An 18322-nucleotide genomic window follows, 5' to 3' on the forward strand; every position below is an offset into this window, starting at 1 on the left:
TTTTTTTTAAACCATTAAGACATTAAGAAAATTAAGTTTTGTCTTAATGAATCTTAATGCCTTAATGGTTCTTTTTTTATTAAATTTTATACCATAACCAAACTATTTGGTTTCACCAAAATAGCAGTTTCATTTACGAAAACGGTAAGTTCTTTCGAACCTTCGAGAGTAAGTATGGTTTCTTTATGATTGATTGCAATTTTCAAAATTTGATTTCTGAAATTAATTTTAAAAGAGTATCCTTCCCATTCTTTTGGGATTTTTGGAGAGAAATGAAGCGTGTCACCTTTGACTCTCATTCCACCAAATCCTTCAACAATACTCATCCAAGTTCCGGCCATTGATGTGATATGACAACCTTCTTCTACTTCTTTGTTATAATCATCAAGATCCAAACGAGACGTTCTCAAATAGAAAGCATAGGCCATATCCATTTTGTCCAATTTGGCCGCTTGGATTGAATGCACACAAGGGGAAAGCGAACTTTCATGCACGGTAAACGATTCGTAAAAATCAAAATTGCGTTCCAATTCTTCTTTAGAAAAATGATCTTCAAAGAAATAGAAACACTGCAATACGTCAGCTTGCTTGATATAAGGCGAACGCAATACACGATCCCAAGACCATTTTTGGTTGATTGGTCTTTGAGCACGGTCTAGGTCTTTTACAGGAACTAAATCTTTGTCCAAAAATCCATCTTGTTGCAAGTAAATGCCCATTTCTTCCGATTTTGGGAAATACATATTACCGGCTACTTCATTCCATTCCTGCAATTCAGTTTCAGATAGTTTTACCTTTTCCATAATGCGTTTATGGTCTGATGGGTATTCTAATGAAACTTTTTGAATTTGTTCGTAAGCATAATCAATACACCATTTGGCTATATAATTGGTGTAGAAATTATTGTTGATATTGTTTTCGTATTCGTTAGGTCCAGTTACTCCTAAAATCATATATTGATTTTTGTTTTTGGAGAAAGAAGCTCTTTGGTGCCAAAAACGGGCAATCCCAATTAATACTTCTAGCCCTTTTTCTGGAATGTAACTGTAATCTCCCGTAAAACGATAATAGTTAAAAATGGCAAAAGCAATGGCGCCATTTCGATGAATTTCTTCGTGAGTGATTTCCCATTCGTTATGACATTCCTCTCCATTCATGGTAACCATTGGGTATAAAGCCGCTCCGTTTTTAAAACCTAAGTTTTTCTCGGCATTTTCTATTGCTTTATCCAATTGATTGTAGCGATACGTCAATAAATTACGGGCTACTTGCTGGTCTTTTGTAGCCATATAAAACGGAATACAATAAGCCTCGGTATCCCAATAAGTAGATCCTCCGTATTTCTCTCCAGTAAATCCTTTTGGTCCAATATTGAGACGGGAATCTTTTCCTAAATAGGTTTGGTTTAACTGGAAAATATTAAAACGAATTCCTTGTTGTGCTTTTACATCTCCGTCAATAGTGATGTCTGACATTTCCCAAATTTTTGCCCAAGCATCGATTTGGTCTTGTAACAATTGATCATATCCTTTTGCTAAAGCGGTCTGGATAACATTTTCGGCTGCAGCTATAGTGTCCTCATGGTTTAATGAAACGGTATAACCACCTATTTTTTGAATACCCGTTTTTTCGCCTTTGGCAACAATGACATCGTAATAAAATAGAATTTTATCGGTACTCGTATCAACAGACGTTGGAGAAAGGTTTTGTTTTTCGCCATTCGTCCAAATCGTGTTTTGCATGAAGGTCGTTACCTTGAAATGCGTTTTGAAAGTTTGGGCCGTTACAAAAGCTTCGTTTCTGTATTTTTTAACATTAAGAGGCTTCCAGAATTTTTCATCCCAGTTGGCATCTTCATTGGTTACACCGGCATCAATATAGGGTTTGTAAATTATTTTTGCGTCTTTGTTTAAAGGCGTGATTTCATAATTAATAACACCAACTTCATCTAAATTTACAGATAGAAAACGACGAATATTGGCTGAAATTTCAGTTCCGTTTTGCAAAGTGGCAATAAAGGAACGGTTATACCAACCTTCTTTCATATTCAACTCACGACGGAAATTTTTAACTTCCGTACAGGTATTCAAATCTAAATCTTCCCCGTTAATTTCGATGTTGATTCCAATCCAATTTGGAGCATTCAATACCTTGGCAAAATATTCTGGATATCCATTTTTCCACCAACCTACTTTGGTTTTGTCTGGATAGTAAATTCCGGCGATATAGCTTCCTTGAAAAGTTTCACCCGTATAATTTTCTTCAAAATTGGCTCTTTGACCCATAGCACCATTCCCAATGCTAAAAAGGCTTTCGGATGATTTTACACTTTCTCTATCAAATCCTTCTTCGATGATAGACCAATTGTCTGGTTTTATATAATCTTGATTCATTGTCTATTTAAGTTTAAGGCGAAAGGTTTGAAGATCATGGATAAAAAGCCTTTTTGCTTCATTCCTCTTTAACCTTATCTTTTTGTTAATTTATTATCTATTTATAAGAGACTCCAGAAAATTAGAGTCAATGGTTGTGAAATCTTTAAAAATGTATTGTGCCTCATGTAAGGTTGTTTCTTCTCCAATACCAACACTGACCATATTTGCCGTGTTTGCAGCTTGAACTCCTGCTACCGAATCTTCAAAAACAATTGAATCTTCATTGGCAACATTCAACAATCGTGCAGCGTGTAAAAACACTTCTGGATCTGGTTTTGCATTGACAACATCATTGCCGTCTACAATAGCATCAAAATATTCTAAAGTTCCTGTTTTCTCTAGTATAGGTCTGGCGTTTTTACTGGCCGATCCTAAAGCTATGAGTTGGTTGTTTTTCTTCAAAAAGCGTAATGTATCCATAACACCCGGAAGAATTTCACTTTCATTCATATCGACTAAATACGAGAGGTAATCTTCATTTTTTTGAATTAACCATTTGTTTTTGTCTTCTTGAGAAATTTCAACTTTTCCTAATTCAAGAATAATATCTAAAGAACGAACACGGCTCACTCCCTTCAATAATTCATTATGCTCTAATGTGAAATCAATTTCTAACGCATTGGCAATTTTTTTCCAGGCTAAAAAATGATATTTTGCAGTATCTACAATCACACCGTCTAAATCGAAAATAAATCCTTTACTCTTTTTCATTTTAATTCTACTTATATTATTTATTTGTAGTCGTATTTTCTTCCAGAAAATATTTAAATTTTGGTTGTCATCCCGATAATTATCGGGACACTTTTTATTTCTTAGGAAGAAAATTATTTTTTGATGTGGGTTTCTTTTACAAAAAACACTGCCGAACCTGCTATTAACATCGACACACCCGCAATTACAATAATTGCCATAGGATTTCCTCCAAAAAGCATGATCAAAGTACTACCTAAAAGTCCAGCGGCAATTTGTGGTATTGTTATCGTTGCGTTAAATAATCCCATGTAAACCCCCATTTTATCGGCTGGCAATGATCCAGATAGCATGGCATAAGGCATAGCCAAAATAGCCGCCCAAGCAAGACCAACACCTGATATCGACAGCAACAACATGTTTTTATCTTCTACGATGAACATAGAAATCAAACCTAAGCCTCCCAATACAAGAGAGAAACTGTAGGTTTTTTTTCTTCCAATTGCTTTTGCAATAGAAGGGATCAATAAAGAGAACAAGGCTGCTACTCCGCTATAGAAAGCAAATAGTACTCCAGTCCAATCTCCAGCTTCGTTAAATCCTATTGATTTTGCATCTAAAGCAGCGGGACCCCAAACTTGATTGGCGATTGCTCTAGTGGTGTAAACCCACATCAAGAACAAAGCAAACCAAGAGAAAAACTGAACAATTCCTAATTGCCAAAATATTGTTGGGGCATTTCCAATTAGTTTAAAAATGCTTGTTTTTTCCTTTTTGTCTGGAGCATCAAGGTCGATTTTATTATATTCAGCATGCTCTTTTGGTGCATATTCTTTGGTTTTAAGAACAGTCCAAAGTACACTTGCCAATAATATTCCGCCACCAATGTAAAAAGACCAAATTACAGATTCGGCGACTTTTTCTCCGGCTGCAGGGACATTAGACATTCCAATTTTCACTAAAATCCATGGTAATAATGAACCGAAAACAGCTCCAAAATTGATTAATGCACTTTGAAGGGAATACCCCAAATTGCGTTGTTCGTCATTGACCATGTCTCCCACAAGAGCTCTAAAGGGTTGCATGGTAACATTAAAGGATGTATCCATTAATAATAGCATTATTGCACCAAAAAGCAGGGGGGGTAACAGATAAGCAAAGTATTCTGCGTTTGGCATGAAAAACATGGCTAATGCAGATACAATCGCACCAAAAAATATAAATGGAATACGACGTCCTAATTTCGTCCAGGTTTTATCACTCGATAGACCTATAATAGGTTGTACAACCAATCCTGCCAAAGGTGCCGCAAGCCAAAAATAACCAATGCTGTGAATATCGGCTCCCAAAGCTTCCAGAATTCTGCTTGTATTTCCATTTTGCAAAGAATATCCGATTTGAACTCCTAAGAATCCAAAACTTAAATTCCAAATTTGCCAAAAACTTAATTTCGGTTTTTCCATTATTAATTATTTTATGTGTTTGTATTGGATAAACGCAATGCCTATCAACTAGCTTCTGATTTTATCAATCGAAATTGATTTTCAAAAAAATAAAGAATTCTTATGCAACAAGAGAATTTTATTATTTTAAATAAAAACAGTTTTAAATCCTTAAAAACAAATAATTGAAATTTTACATGTTTCTAATAGACAGAATCGTTTTTTTAGCATCTAAAAAAGACTATGTTTCTGTTTTTGAATCCAAACATGCGATTCAGTTTTTGAATTCTAAACGCTGTAAAATAAATTTTAATATTGATAGGAAGAATAGCTGAAGGCTCTATTGATTAAGGAAGAAATCCTTTAAGCAATAAACAACTAAACATTATAAAAACTCATTAAACCGCTCTTTTGCTTTATGAATTTTCATCTTTTGATTTCATCGTATTATGTTAAAATTTTACGATTAAATTATCGTTTAAAAAAAACTTATCTTATTTTTCGAAGTAAAAGAAAAGCTGTAAACGTGGAGTAAATGTATAAATTTATTTTTGTATTTAATTCAAAATAAATAAATAAAAAGCAATTTTTGCAACTACAAGGTTGTAGTAATGAATAAAATATGTTTTTTTGTCTGCAAAATATTTCAGATTTGATAAAAAAAAGGAAATAAAAAAAACGAATAACTTATTCAGTCTATCCGTTTTGATTTATAATTGTAACTATTCAGCTTGTTGTAATTATAGATTGGGCAATGTTATTAGCATTAAGAGATTTTTGACCTGAGCGATAGCGAACTGGAGAAGTATTTAAGATTTTGCAGTATGTAATTTAAAATCGTCTGCTCTCAGTAGTTTAGGTGTAGTTTTTAACATCTGAAATCAAAAATCGTTAATCAAAAATCTTAAATACTTTATAACAAACCTTCATTTGATATTAATTGGTCGATTCTCTTTCTATAAGGTAGGTTTCAATTATTTCGGTTACATAAGTTTCTTCTTCGTCATCTTCTTCAGATTCTAATCGATCTATAATAATTTGCGCAGCACGATTCCCCATTTTTATACCACTTTGACTTACTGTTGTTATGGTTGGAGTCGAATATTTCGATATTATTCCGTCAGTAAAAGCGATTACCGCTAAGTCTTTAGGGACATTCAAACCCATTTTGTTTGCAGTTTTAATACAGGTTACGGCGAAAAGCTCATTTACGGCAAAAACGGCATCAATTGCTTTGTCTTCCAGTAGTCTTGCAATTATGATTTCGCAGGTATCGACATCTTCAATCTTAATAATTAAATCGTCATCAAAAGGTAATTCGTTGTCCAGTAAAGCTTTGATGTAGCCATCCGTTCTCAATTTGCCCACGCTTAGATAATCTGCAGTAGTCAACAGGGCTATTTTTTTTCGACCTTTGTCTATTAAACTTTGTACAGCTTCATAGGCCGCTAGTTTGTCATCGATAATCACTTTGTCGCAAATTACCTCATTGGCAACCCGATCGAACATGACTACCGGCATTCCTTGATTAATAACTTCTATAATATGATGAAAATCGCCTTTAAACTGCGTTTCTTTAGATAGAGACATAATAAAGCCATCGATACTGCCATTAGCCAAAAGTTCCATGTTTAGTACTTCTTTGTCAAATGAATCGTCAGACAGGCATATAACTACGTTATATCCATTTTCATTGGCGACTTGTTCGATACCATTAATTACGGTAGAGAAAAAATGGTGAACTATTTCGGGGATGATGATGCCTATTGTTTTGGTTCTTCTGTTTTTAAGGCTTAACGCTATATTGTTGGGTTTGTAATGATAAAAATTTGCAAATGCCTGCACTCTTAATCTAGTCTCTTCTCCAATTTCGGGACTGTTTCTTAATGATTTTGAAACGGTTGATATTGAAACGTCTAGTTCTTTTGCAATTTGTTTTAGTGTGATTTTTCTCTTCATAGTGGTATTACTTGATTCATTCTATTCTATTCGTAATAAAGATAAAATATTTTTTCATTTATTGTAAATAATTACATAAAAATAAATATAAAAGGTAAAGTTTTCAACACTATCACGTTTTCGTAGCTCAGTCTAATTTTTGTCATGTCGGAGGTGTTAATTAATCCTTAATTTTGAGATTCGAAGTAAAGAAAACGTAAACAAAACTTAACCAAAAAACAATTAATTTAAACAAAAAGTATGAAAACAATTTATAGAAAGTTGTTATTTTTAGTACTCCTACTTCCGCTTTGTGCCGTGGCACAGAACAAAGTAGAAGGAACGGTTCTTGATATTGTATCAGGGCAGCCTATCCCAGGAGTAAATATAAAAATAGAAGGAAGTGCCGTAGGGACTTCAACGGATTTTGATGGGAAATTTCAATTGACCAATGTGAAACCAACAGATGTGTTAAACATATCTTATATGGGGTACGGAACAAAAAAAATCACAGTTGGATCTCAAAATGCCATAACGATTAAGCTTGAAGAAGACTCCAATCAATTAAAAGAAGTTGTAGTTCAAGTAGGTTACGGTAGTGTTAAGAAAAAAGATGCTACAGGTGCTGTGTCTAAAGTTTCTGCGGATAAATTAATGCAAGGAGCATTGATTGATCCAATACAGGGATTACAAGGTAAAGCTGCTGGGGTAACTATTACTAAACAAGGTGGTGACCCTAATCAAGGTTTCAATGTTAAAATTAGAGGTGCTGCTGGTTTTGCTGCTGGTGGAAATCCATTATACGTAGTTGACGGAATAAGAGGTGTTGACCCAACTACAATAGCACCAGAAGACATTGTATCTTATGACATCCTTAAAGATGCAGCTTCTACAGCTATTTATGGAGCAGATGGTGCAAATGGCGTAGTGTTTATTACTACTAAAAAAGGAAAAGATGGTAAAACTACTATAGAGTTTAACTCTTACCTTGCTATTGATAATGTAGCTAATAAACTAGATTTATTGTCGGCTTCAGAATATAGAGACTATACAGTTGCAAACGGAATTGCAAGTTCTGATTTAGGAGGAAGTACAGACTGGCAAGACGAAATTCTACAAACTGGATTGACAAAAAATTACAATTTTGCAATTAGCGGAGGAACTGAAAAAAGCACGTATAGAGCATCAGTTACTAATACCTCTTTTGAAGGTGTTATCAAAAATTCTGAAAAAGACAGAACTACAGCCAAAATCAATGTTACCCAAAAAGGATTCAATGACAAATTGACTGTTGACATGGGTGTGTCTGTAACTCTTGAAAAAAACAAATTTGTTAATTATGGTGAAGACGGAAAAGACCAAGTGCTTTTTCAAGCTTACCAAAGACGTCCTACCGATCCTGTATATAATGCAGGTGGAAGCTTGTTAGAAGTAGGAGGGGTTAACAGTTATTTTAATCCATTACATCCTTTAAATAACATTCAAAATGATAGAGATGCCAAATTCATCAATAGTAATTTAGGTTTTGACTTAGAAATTGTTAAAGGCTTGAATGCTAGAGTTGGACTTAGTTACATTAGAGAAGATTGGGAAAAAACATACTTCGCTCCTTCTTACAAATACACTTATGTTGCTGGAGATTTGCCAACCTCTATTTATGATGGTTATGGAAATAGAGAGTACAACAACAAAGAGCAATCTATGGTTGAGACTACTCTTACCTATAAAAAAACATTCTCTGATGTACACAATGTTACTGTATTAGGGGGTTACTCTTATAGAGATACTGGTTATGATGGTTTTAAAGCACAAGGTAACAATCCTATTTCAAATCTAATTGGATCTGACAATTTAGTGAATTTTGAAAACCTTCAATTAGGGGACAATACTTCATTCAAATCTTCTCGAAAGGATATTGGATATTTTGCAAGAGCAATGTATGATTATAACTCTAAATATTATGTAGCGGGTATTATCCGCAGAGATGGTTCATCTGTATTTGGAGACAATAATCAATGGGGAGTTTTTCCTTCAGTACAAGTAGCTTGGAACATTGCAAAAGAAGGTTTTGTTGCTAATAACGTTAGTGCAATCAACAACTTAAAATTAAGAGCAAGTTGGGGTATTTCCGGAAACAGTAATATTCCAGTAGACGCAAAAGATTTAAAAGTATCTCCTGAGGTAACTGTTGATGCAGCTGGAAATCCAATCACTAACTTCACTTACAAAAACAACGGTAACCCAGATTTAAAATGGGATGAGAACACAGAAATAAATGTTGGTTTAGATTTCGGTTTGTTTAATGATAGAATTACTGGGTCTGTTGAGTATTACAAAAAGACAATTAGCGACATGTTAATTGCCAATACCAACGTGCCTATCGAAACTAATTTCTCAAATACTACATTTATTAATGGTGGAGAAATGGAAAACAAAGGAATCGAAGCTACTTTGAATGCTAAAGTAATCGATGGAGGAGATTTTACTTGGAGTACTACATTGGTTTATACTCAAAATAAACAAAATGTATTAGCGCTAGGTAATGACAAATACAACTACAGCTATTTAGATGTAAACTTCATTACTGGACCTGGTTTAATTGGGGTTTCAACTCAAAGAATGCAAGCGGGATACGAGTTAGGTACTTTCTATGGTTATGAATATGCAGGTTTCTCTAGCGGAAAATGGCTTATTAAAGACAATAACGGTCAAACTAAATATTTAAGCGACGCTACAACAGATGACAAGAAAATCATAGGTGAGGCTTTGCCAGATTTTGAAATGGGTTGGAGTAATTACTTAAAATATAAAAACTGGGATATGTCTATGTCATTTAGAGCAGTTGTTGGTAATGATATTTACAATGCTACGAATCAAGTTTTTGGCAACCCACTACAAATTGGAACAAGAAATGTGAATCATGAAGCATTAATTCTTGATACAGCGGGTGTTACAGAATCTCCTTCACAATCTCTATCGTATTTTATTGAAGATGGTAGTTTTGTAAAATTAGACAACGTGAATATAGGATATAATTTCCCAAGCCCTATTTTTCTAAAAAACGTATCTAAAATCAGACTTTATACATCTGTAAACAACATTTTTACGTTAACTAATTATGGAGGTATCGATCCAGAGGTTAATTTTTCTGGAGGAAAAGATAACAAAGAAATTTATTTTGGTACAGATAAATTCAATATCTATCCAAAAACGAGAACATTTACAGTTGGTTTAAACATTATATTTTAATATTATTATCATGAAATTAAAAAGTAAAATAAGTATAGTTGGCTTAAGCTTACTCTCTTTTGCTTGTTCCAATTTGGATACAACCAATAGTGATTACCTTTTAGGAAGCCAATATCCAGAAAATGCAGAGCAAGCCATTAGGGTATCTACACCTGTTTTTGCAGGAACAAAAGATATGCTAGACAATGGTGGTTGGTGGTTTGTCCAAGAATTAACATCAGATGAAGCAGTTGCGCCTACAAGAGGAGCTGACTGGGATGACGGTGGTAAATGGAGACAATTAAGTAAACATGAATGGACACCTACAACAGAAGCAGTAGCAAACGTATGGAGATTTGTTTATGGGAATATACCAAAAGCAAATAGAGCTATTGAATTACTAGAAGCAGGTGCTGCATCAAGTGATGCTGTAAAAGTAGTTTTGGCACAAACTAAAGTGTCTAGAGCCTATTATTTTTACATCGCTATGGATTGTTTTGGAGCGATTCCAATGCCTTTGACTTTTACAGGAGCTAATGAATTTCCTGCTAGAACACCAAGAGCGGAAGTTTATGCTCAATTGGTTAAAGACATCAATGAGAGTCTTCCTTTTTTACCAACTCCAAAACCAGGATTAAATAACAGTATTATCAATAAGGGTACGGCTTATGCTTTATTGGCTAAGTTATACTTGAATGCTGAAGTGTATACAGGAACGGCTAAATGGGCTGAAGCTGCACAAGCTTGCGATCAGGTTACGGCGCTTGGATATCAATTAGAAGCTAATCCATTAGATTCTTTTAAAACTAAAAATGAAGCTTCAAAAGAAAACATCTATACGATTGCTTACGACCAAGATGCATTCAAAGGGTTTAATCTTCACATGAGAACTTTGCATTATTTATCTCAGCTTACTTTTGCAATGAGTACTTCGCCTTGGAATGGTTTTGCTACATTAGAAGCACACTATAACACTTTTGCAAGTAACGATTTAAGAAAGAAAATGCTTTTGTCTGGGCAACAATATACTGCTACTGGCGGTGTGATTACGGATCCTGCTGCAAATGATTCCCCATTAATCTTTACGCCTTTTATTCCGGCACTTCAAATGTCAAATAGCGTTTATAGTAAAGAAGTGGTAAAAATGTCTGGAGTAAGAGTAGCCAAATGGGAGATTGCCCCTGGGGCTAAAGAAAATCTAAGCAATGACTTTGCTATTTTCAGATATGCAGATATTCTATTGATGAAAGCAGAAGCACAGGTTAGATTAAGCGGTGCTGGTGCTGGAGATGCTTTGGTAAACCAAATTAGAACTAGAGCTGGACTTTCAGTTTCAAATGGATTTACTCTTGATGATATCTTAACAGAAAGAGGTAGAGAAATGATGTGGGAAGGACACAGACGTCAAGATCTAATTCGTTTTGGTAAATTTCAAAACACTTGGTGGGAGAAAAACAATACCGATCCTAATCGTAAACTTTTCCCAGTACCAGAATTTGCAATACTTGCAAATAGTAACTTATTACCACAAAACACAGGATATTAATAAATTAAACACATAAATAAAATGAAAAAATTAACTTTTTTATTAGTCGGATTATTAGCATTAACAATGGCTTCATGCTCAGATGAAGATCCAAGTATCAATATATACGGGACAGAAAAAATCACTGCTCCCGCTGTTTTAGAAGCACTTCCTGCTCCTGCTACTTTTGTTTCTATTGAAGGTACTAACGAAGATACAAAAGCAGGAACTTTTAAATGGACGGCTGCTACACTAGAATATGATGGAGCTGTTGCTTATTATGTGCAAATTGCTCCAAAAGGAAGCGATTTCTCTCAAGCGGTAGATGTTTTTGCTGAAAGTGTTTCTACTACATCTAAAGATTTTACTTTTGGTAATTTAAATGAATCAGTAAATAGATTGAACGCTTTATTAGTGGCTAACGGTAAATCTCCAATTAAATTTGGTACTTTGGTAGACATTGATGTAAGAGTAAAGGCTATTGCTGCCGTTTCTCAAGCTACAAGTTTTTCTGCAGTTCAAACTATCAAAGTAAACGCTTATGAGAAAATAGTTGTTGTTACACCGCATTTATATATGGTAGGTGGACCACAGGCACATTATGGTGGAAATGCTTGGGATAATACAAAAGGGATTGAATTAAAATACATAGGTGACGGTACAACTAAAGTTTTCGAATGTTACATGCAAGTTATGACTGGAGATGGATTCAAGTTTACTGGTGACGGAAAAACTTGGGATAACGGAAATTACGGAACTGACGGTGCTGTTGCAGCTATATCTGGAGGTCAAGAATTCTCTTTGAAAAATGATGGTGGTAGTTCTGATTTAAAAGTTGCTGGTGCAGATGGTGATGGATTATATTACGTGAGAGTTGATTTAGATAACATGAAATGTAAAGCGATAAAAATGCAATGGGGCGTTATTGGTGCTGCAACCGCTGGTGGTTGGGGTGCTCAGACAGCTATGACTTATAGTTTTTCTGCTAACGAATGGTCTTATACTGGAACTGATATTACAGCTGGAGAAATGAAATTCAGATCACAAAACACGGGGCTTTACATTAACGGAACTGGTAAAGAATGGACATTCAACGTAGGTGATAAACTATTCGTTGGTGATGGTGGTACTGGAGCAAACTTTAATGTTGCTGCAGGAGCTAAGCCAAAATTAAAAGTTGGTTTTGATGGAACTTGTGTTGTAACAGGATTGTAATAATCAAAATTAAATTTATAAAAAGGGACTGTCTTAACTGACAGTCCCTTTTTTTTGAATAAGCTATCCGAAAAGCCATCTTTAAAAATAAAGTTTTTAACACTATAACGTTGTCGTAAAATGTTTGTTACTAGGCATTAATTATACTGTTATTATAGTCTTATCTTTAGAAAGAAATAAAAAACACTAAAAACTGACTTAATTTAAAATCATGAAAAAAACATTACTTTTACTATTGTTTTTAATATCCCTTGGGAGTGTTGCCCAGCAAGTAACCGTTTCTCCTTCCACATTTAATGTTACAGATCAAATCACCATAACCGTTTCATTTGCATCTTCAACATGCAACTCGATGGGTTCGTCTCCTGTAAAAGTATACATGCATTCGGGGATAGGTACTGATGCAAATCCATGGTCAGTGACAAAAGGAAATTGGGGTGCTGATGATGGTGTTGGACTGATGACAAAAAACACTAATGGCACATGGAGTAGTACTATTACACCAAGTACTTATTATGGCTTGAATGCCTCACAACAATCTACAGCCACCAAAATGGGCTTGGTTTTTAGAAACGCCGATGGTTCTCAAACACTAAAGCTAGCGCCTTCTTGTGGTGATTTTTTTCTTAATGTTGGATCTTTTCAAGTATCACTTACTTCTCCAGCACAAAACAGCACCACTATTTTAGCATCGGGAGGAAGTCTTTCTATTGCTGCAACCAATACCAATGGTACTGCGGATTATCATCTAAAATCGAACGGAGCAGAAATCAATATGAGTATGGGAGCCACTAGTTATTCTTTCAACCACACCAATATTATAGACAATCAAAACTATGAATTGGCAGTGACTCAAGGAGCAACCACCATAACCAAGAAATTTACAGTAGTTATCAATCCGACTATTATTTCTGAAACTATTCCTGCTGGAATGATTGATGGAATTAATTACAATCCAACTGATGCAACCAAAGCGACTTTGGTACTTGACGCTCCGCTAAAGGATTTTGTTTATGTAGCGGGTAGTTTTAATAACTGGCAGCCAGGTACAACTTATGCGATGAAAAAAGATGCAACGGTAGGTTCTACAAAATTTTGGTTAGAATTGACAGGATTAACATCTGGTACAAATTATACCTATCAATATTGGGTTGGAGAAACAACACCTATTGCCAATTCTCCAGCACTTGTAAAAACTGCCGATCCATATTCGACCTTAGTGTTGTCGCCTTATGATGATCCAACAATTCCTGCTGCCAATTATCCTAATATGCCAGCATACCCTGTAGGACAAGATAAGGAAGTAACTGTTTTGCAAACGGGGCAAACTCCATATTCTTGGAGTACGGCTACAACCAATTTTGTTAAACCAGAAAAAGATAAGTTGGTAGTTTATGAACTTTTGGTTAGAGATTTTGATGCCAATAGAAGTTATCAAAATGTAATTGACCGTATCGATTATTTTAAAAATTTAAAAATCAATGCCATTGAGTTAATGCCGGTAATGGAGTTTGAAGGTAATGAAAGTTGGGGTTACAATACTTCATTTCACATGGCTTTGGATAAATTTTATGGTTCTGGTACTAAATTAAAAGAATTGATCGACCTATGTCATCAAAACGGAATAGCCGTGATTCTGGATGTAGCCTTGAATCATGCTTTTGGAAGAAATCCAATGGTTCGTATGTGGATGAATGATGCTGATGGAGATGGATTTGGTTCGCCAACTACAGAAAATCCTTATTTCAATACTACCGCCATGCACAGTTATAATGTAGGGGAAGATTTTAATCATCAACTGCCTAGAACTCAAAACTATGTTAAAAGAGTCATTAAACAATGGATTGAAGAATACAAAATTGATGGTTTCCGTTGGGATTTAACCAAAGGATTTACACAAAATTGCCCTTCGAATGTAGCTGGAGGCCAAGATAATTGTACCAATGCGGAACAAGCAGACAGAGTCACCATTTTAAAACAATATGCAGATTATTCTTGGTCATTAGATCCTACTCATTATACCATTTTTGAACATTTAGGAACCAATAGCGAAGAAAAAAAATGGGCCGATTATAGAATTACAGACCCAATAAGTAAAGGAATTATGATGTGGGGAAAAATGACCACCAATTACAATGAATTATCGATGGGTTATACCGCCAATATTTCGGGAATGACGAGTCAAAGCCGTGGGTTTGCCGCCAATAGATTGATGGGGTATGCAGAAAGCCATGATGAAGAACGTTTGATGTATAAGAATTTACAGTATGGAAATACCTCCAATCCATCTCACAATGTAAAAACTTTAAATGTGGCTTTGTCCAGAATGTCAGCAATAGGAGCTGTTTCATTATTGGTTCCTGGGCCAAAAATGATATGGCACTTTGGAGAACTAGGATGGGAGTCTTCTATTTATACGTGTAATAATGGTACTGTAAATGATGAGTCCTCAACCGTTACTGGAGATTGTAAATTGGACACTAAACCACAACCGCAATGGGTCAACAATTGGCTTGCAAATGATTCCCGAAATAAAATTTATTATGATTGGGCAAGAATGATTGGTTTAAAAACTACCGAGGCCGTTTTTTCAGGAACTGCAACTATGACTAATGTATCAAGTCTAACACCAAACATCAAAATTACGAATAGTGCTTTGGCGGATACAGAACTTAAAAATGTTCTCATTATTGCCAATTTTGATGTGACGGCCAAAAATGTAGCTACAGGTTTTCAAAGCACAGGGTCGTGGTACAATTTAATGGATAATACTCCTTATACTGTAACAGATGCCAATGCTACTATTACTTTGCAACCAGGGGAGTTTAGAATATACGGAAATAAAGCCAGTACGTTAGGAACCACTGATTTTGAAGTTTTAAATGATATTTATATTTATCCAAATCCCGCATCTACTTATTTTACTTTAAATACAGATACGTCTAAAGTTCAAATTTTTTCGATTACCGGGCAAGTGGTTAAATCGTTCAATGAAAATCAAACAATAGATCATCATTACAACATTAGTGATTTAAATAATGGAATGTATCTTGTAAGAATTTATAATAGTGAAAATCAGGCAAAAGTGATGAAGTTTATTATAAATTAGCAAAGATATGTTAAAACAGAAAGAGGCTGTCCTGCATTTTGGGACAGCCTCTTTTTTTGATTAAATTATTACAAGAGCATAAATAAATTAGGATTCTTTGATGATATCACCATTGGGATGAACCACTAATTTACGGGTCTCATTATCTTTTTTAATTTGAATATGGTACTGTTTCTTGATAATATCACCATCTTCTTGAGTATATAGAAATTTATCATTGATAATTGCCCATCCGGGATATTTTTTGCAAACAGAGTATATTACTGCACTTGGAAGTTTGACATTTTTATAGTTTTCAACAACTCCCATTAATTTCCCTTTGCTATCATAAGTTGCAGCCAAAGAGCCGTTTTTCATTTCTAGTGTTAGTAAATAAGATTCAGCTCCCTCATAGTCTTTTCCAAGATCATAGGCAATGAATTTTTGTTCAAGACCTACAACTCCCATGTCGGGGTTATTATCGGGCAAATACTTTGAAAAATCTTCCCCCGCACTTTTAATCACCACTTCCGGTAATTCTGTCATCTTAAGAACTCCATCATTGGTATCACTAATTTTTTTGTCTTGAGAATAAGATAAAGTGATACAGCCTAAAAACATCAAGGTAATAATAAAGCATTTCATAATATTTGTTATTAAATTAATTTTAAATTGGTGTATTTAAATATTAAAATAAATTTCATTAAGGTATGTCGTTTTCTTCCCCTTTTAATTGATTGCGATTTATATATTAATTTCTAAATAGCTATTTAAAAGTGATTTGGGGTTGAATTTTGAATGGAAACTTACTACTATAAAATTATAAAACTTTACAAAAGCATACCGTTAATTATGTCAAGTATTTTTGTTAAAAATAATTTGTTTTTTTGTTGTTTTTTAATACGAATATATAGAGTTGTAAAGAAAAAGTAATTGATCCAACTTGAGGGATCAAGTCTAAAAGTTGTGGGGAAATATTAAAATCTAGATATTTGTATTTCCAAATTATATGCAAATGCAAGATTCTTTTATCGACCTTCTTAAGTTATTATTACCAGAAATAATAGTGAATTACTTTGAACTTACTTCTTATAAAAAGGGAGACGAGATGCTTCATTTGTACTTAAGAGAGATTAATTCGATTCCTAAAGAATACCGGGAATCTAAATTAAGTTCCAAAGGATTCTTTGATGAGATAACCGTACAAGATTTTCCTATTCGTGGACACCAAGTATATCTTCATATCACTCGAAGAAGTTGGCTTAATGAGGATACTGGAAAAGTAGTTTTTAGAGATTGGAATTTAGTAGCAGACGGAACTCGTGTAACACAAGAGTTTGCGTCTTTTTTAAAAGAGATCAATAGATTCCAAGCCAAATGATTGTAATGCCATTGCCTCTTTTTATGGAGTTTCTGGTAGAAATTTACAATATCAATACAAAGATTTCTTAAGTGATTTCAAAACCTGGGATCAACTATCACACGCCAAACAATGGCTTCTCTTTGCGAAAAACCTAGGCAAACGCTTGTCAATAGACGAAACTTCGCTCTCTAATGTGAACTCTATACAATTTTAACCAACAAAGCAGGCAAAGGAAAGAAAGGGAGTATAGTTGCCATGATTGCCGGAACTAAAGCTGATGCTGTAATATCTATTATTGAAAAAATCCCTCTCAAACAGCGTAATCAAGTTACAGAGATTACACTGGAAATGGCAGCAAATATGGGATTAATCGCCAAGAAATGTTTTCCAAATGCTATACAGGTCACCGACCGTTTCCATGTTCAGAAATTAGCCCTAGAAGCTTTACAAGAAATCAGAATAAAATACCGTTGGCAAGCAATAGATCAAGAAAATGATGCTATCGAAAAAGCTAAAAAAGACAATAGAAAGTTCGAATCCCAAGTGCTACCTAATGGAGACACCCTTAAGTAATTGCCGGCCAGAAGCCGTTATTTCCTATATAAAAACAAATCTAAATGGTCACAAAACCAAATAGGCCGTGCTGCATTATTATTCGAACTATATCCCGATATCCAAAAAGCCTACGATTTAGCTCAGGATTTGAGAAATATCTTTGAGAAAACAACCGATAAAATTATTGGGCTTTCAAGGTTAGCCAAATGGCATGAGAAAGTAAATCAATCTGGCTTCAAATCCTTTAATACAATCTCAAGATCTATAATAAATCACTACCAAACAATATTAAACTATTTTGATAACAGAAGCACAAATGCATCGGCTGAATCTTTCAATGCTAAAATAAAAGCTTTTAGATCTCAATTTAGAGGTGTCAGAAACGTGGAGTTCTTCCTTTTTAGACTAACTAATATTTATGCTTAATTTTTGCTCCCCCACAGGTTTTAGACTTGATCCCTGATCCCATTGATCCCCGATTTTTCCATAAAACCATAAACAAAAAAACTCCACTTAGCATTAGCTAAATGAAGTTTATTGTACTCAGAGCGGGACTTGAACCCGCACGAACATTACTGTTCACTGGATTTTAAGTCCAGCGTGTCTACCAATTTCACCATCCGAGCATTATAGTGGTACCTCCAGGGATCGAACCAGGGACACATGGATTTTCAGTCCATTGCTCTACCATCTGAGCTAAGGTACCGATCACTTTCCTAAAATTAGGAAAATTATAAAAAAATCCTCATCAATTAATTGATGAGGATTTCAAAAGAAAGGCGACGACATACTCTCCCACATAACTGCAGTACCATCTGCGCAGGCGGGCTTAACTACTCTGTT

Annotated in this window: 10 protein-coding genes, 2 tRNA genes and 1 pseudogene; 6 read left to right on the plus strand and 7 right to left on the minus strand. The window is 34.6% G+C overall.

Annotation, left to right across the window (positions count from 1 at the left end):
- Positions 1-86: 86 nt before the first annotated feature.
- From DB891_RS15110 to DB891_RS15125, 4 genes are all read right to left on the minus strand, one after another.
- Positions 87-2393, minus strand: coding sequence for a glycoside hydrolase family 65 protein (locus DB891_RS15110; protein WP_116764418.1), 2307 nt, complete (start codon positions 2391-2393; stop codon positions 87-89).
- Between the two features lie 93 nt (positions 2394-2486).
- Complete coding sequence (gene pgmB, locus DB891_RS15115; RefSeq protein ID WP_116764419.1) at positions 2487-3146, minus strand: beta-phosphoglucomutase; 660 nt, start codon at positions 3144-3146, stop codon at positions 2487-2489.
- 113 nt (positions 3147-3259) lie between these two features.
- On the minus strand, positions 3260-4588 hold the full coding sequence (locus DB891_RS15120) for an MFS transporter (RefSeq protein ID WP_189337158.1): 1329 nt from the start codon (positions 4586-4588) through the stop codon (positions 3260-3262).
- Between the two features lie 915 nt (positions 4589-5503).
- Complete coding sequence (locus tag DB891_RS15125) at positions 5504-6526, minus strand: LacI family DNA-binding transcriptional regulator (protein WP_116764421.1); 1023 nt, start codon at positions 6524-6526, stop codon at positions 5504-5506.
- 240 nt (positions 6527-6766) lie between these two features.
- Between DB891_RS15125 and DB891_RS15130 the strand changes: the two genes are divergently transcribed.
- The 4 genes from DB891_RS15130 (at position 6767) to DB891_RS15145 (ending at position 15582) form a co-directional block, all read left to right on the plus strand.
- Positions 6767-9754, plus strand: coding sequence for a SusC/RagA family TonB-linked outer membrane protein (locus DB891_RS15130; RefSeq protein ID WP_116764422.1), 2988 nt, complete (start codon positions 6767-6769; stop codon positions 9752-9754).
- A 10-nt stretch (positions 9755-9764) separates the two neighbouring features.
- Entirely contained in the window at positions 9765-11279 is a 1515-nt protein-coding gene (locus DB891_RS15135; protein ID WP_116764423.1) for a RagB/SusD family nutrient uptake outer membrane protein, read from the plus strand.
- Positions 11280-11300: 21 nt separating this feature from the next.
- Positions 11301-12473: a SusE domain-containing protein gene (locus tag DB891_RS15140; protein ID WP_116764424.1), complete on the plus strand. Its 1173-nt coding sequence runs from the start codon at positions 11301-11303 to the stop codon at positions 12471-12473.
- A gap of 211 nt (positions 12474-12684) precedes the next feature.
- A complete protein-coding gene (locus tag DB891_RS15145) occupies positions 12685-15582 on the plus strand; it encodes an alpha-amylase family glycosyl hydrolase (RefSeq protein WP_116764425.1) in 2898 nt (965 codons plus the stop codon).
- Positions 15583-15669: 87 nt separating this feature from the next.
- Here the strand turns inward: DB891_RS15145 and DB891_RS15150 are convergent, their stop codons facing one another.
- Positions 15670-16206, minus strand: coding sequence for a hypothetical protein (locus DB891_RS15150; protein WP_116764426.1), 537 nt, complete (start codon positions 16204-16206; stop codon positions 15670-15672).
- Between the two features lie 370 nt (positions 16207-16576).
- Between DB891_RS15150 and DB891_RS15155 the strand changes: the two genes are divergently transcribed.
- Complete coding sequence (locus tag DB891_RS15155) at positions 16577-16942, plus strand: ISAon1 family transposase N-terminal region protein (protein ID WP_116764431.1); 366 nt, start codon at positions 16577-16579, stop codon at positions 16940-16942.
- Between the two features lie 237 nt (positions 16943-17179).
- Positions 17180-17905, plus strand: a pseudogene (locus tag DB891_RS15160) (ISAon1 family transposase).
- Between the two features lie 114 nt (positions 17906-18019).
- Here DB891_RS15160 and DB891_RS15165 read toward each other — a convergent pair.
- Both DB891_RS15165 and DB891_RS15170 read right to left on the minus strand, forming a co-directional pair.
- Positions 18020-18105: transfer RNA gene (locus tag DB891_RS15165), tRNA-Leu, on the minus strand.
- A gap of 7 nt (positions 18106-18112) precedes the next feature.
- Positions 18113-18185 (minus strand) — tRNA-Phe (locus DB891_RS15170).
- Positions 18186-18322: the final 137 nt, after the last annotated feature.

The organism is Flavobacterium laiguense, from assembly GCF_003097655.1.
Classification (GTDB): domain Bacteria; phylum Bacteroidota; class Bacteroidia; order Flavobacteriales; family Flavobacteriaceae; genus Flavobacterium; species Flavobacterium laiguense.

Excerpts from the sequence above, each read along its gene's own strand:
- DB891_RS15135 (WP_116764423.1), top strand. The coding sequence starts at position 9,765 with ATGAAATTAAAAAGTAAAATAAGTATAGTTGGCTTAAGCTTACTCTCT.
- DB891_RS15130 (WP_116764422.1), top strand. The coding sequence starts at position 6,767 with ATGAAAACAATTTATAGAAAGTTGTTATTTTTAGTACTCCTACTTCCG.
- DB891_RS15155 (WP_116764431.1), top strand. The coding sequence starts at position 16,577 with ATGCAAGATTCTTTTATCGACCTTCTTAAGTTATTATTACCAGAAATA.
- DB891_RS15140 (WP_116764424.1), top strand. The coding sequence starts at position 11,301 with ATGAAAAAATTAACTTTTTTATTAGTCGGATTATTAGCATTAACAATG.
- pgmB (WP_116764419.1), bottom strand. The coding sequence starts at position 3,146 with ATGAAAAAGAGTAAAGGATTTATTTTCGATTTAGACGGTGTGATTGTA.
- DB891_RS15120 (WP_189337158.1), bottom strand. The coding sequence starts at position 4,588 with ATGGAAAAACCGAAATTAAGTTTTTGGCAAATTTGGAATTTAAGTTTT.
- DB891_RS15145 (WP_116764425.1), top strand. The coding sequence starts at position 12,685 with ATGAAAAAAACATTACTTTTACTATTGTTTTTAATATCCCTTGGGAGT.
- DB891_RS15110 (WP_116764418.1), bottom strand. The coding sequence starts at position 2,393 with ATGAATCAAGATTATATAAAACCAGACAATTGGTCTATCATCGAAGAA.
- DB891_RS15125 (WP_116764421.1), bottom strand. The coding sequence starts at position 6,526 with ATGAAGAGAAAAATCACACTAAAACAAATTGCAAAAGAACTAGACGTT.
- DB891_RS15150 (WP_116764426.1), bottom strand. The coding sequence starts at position 16,206 with ATGAAATGCTTTATTATTACCTTGATGTTTTTAGGCTGTATCACTTTA.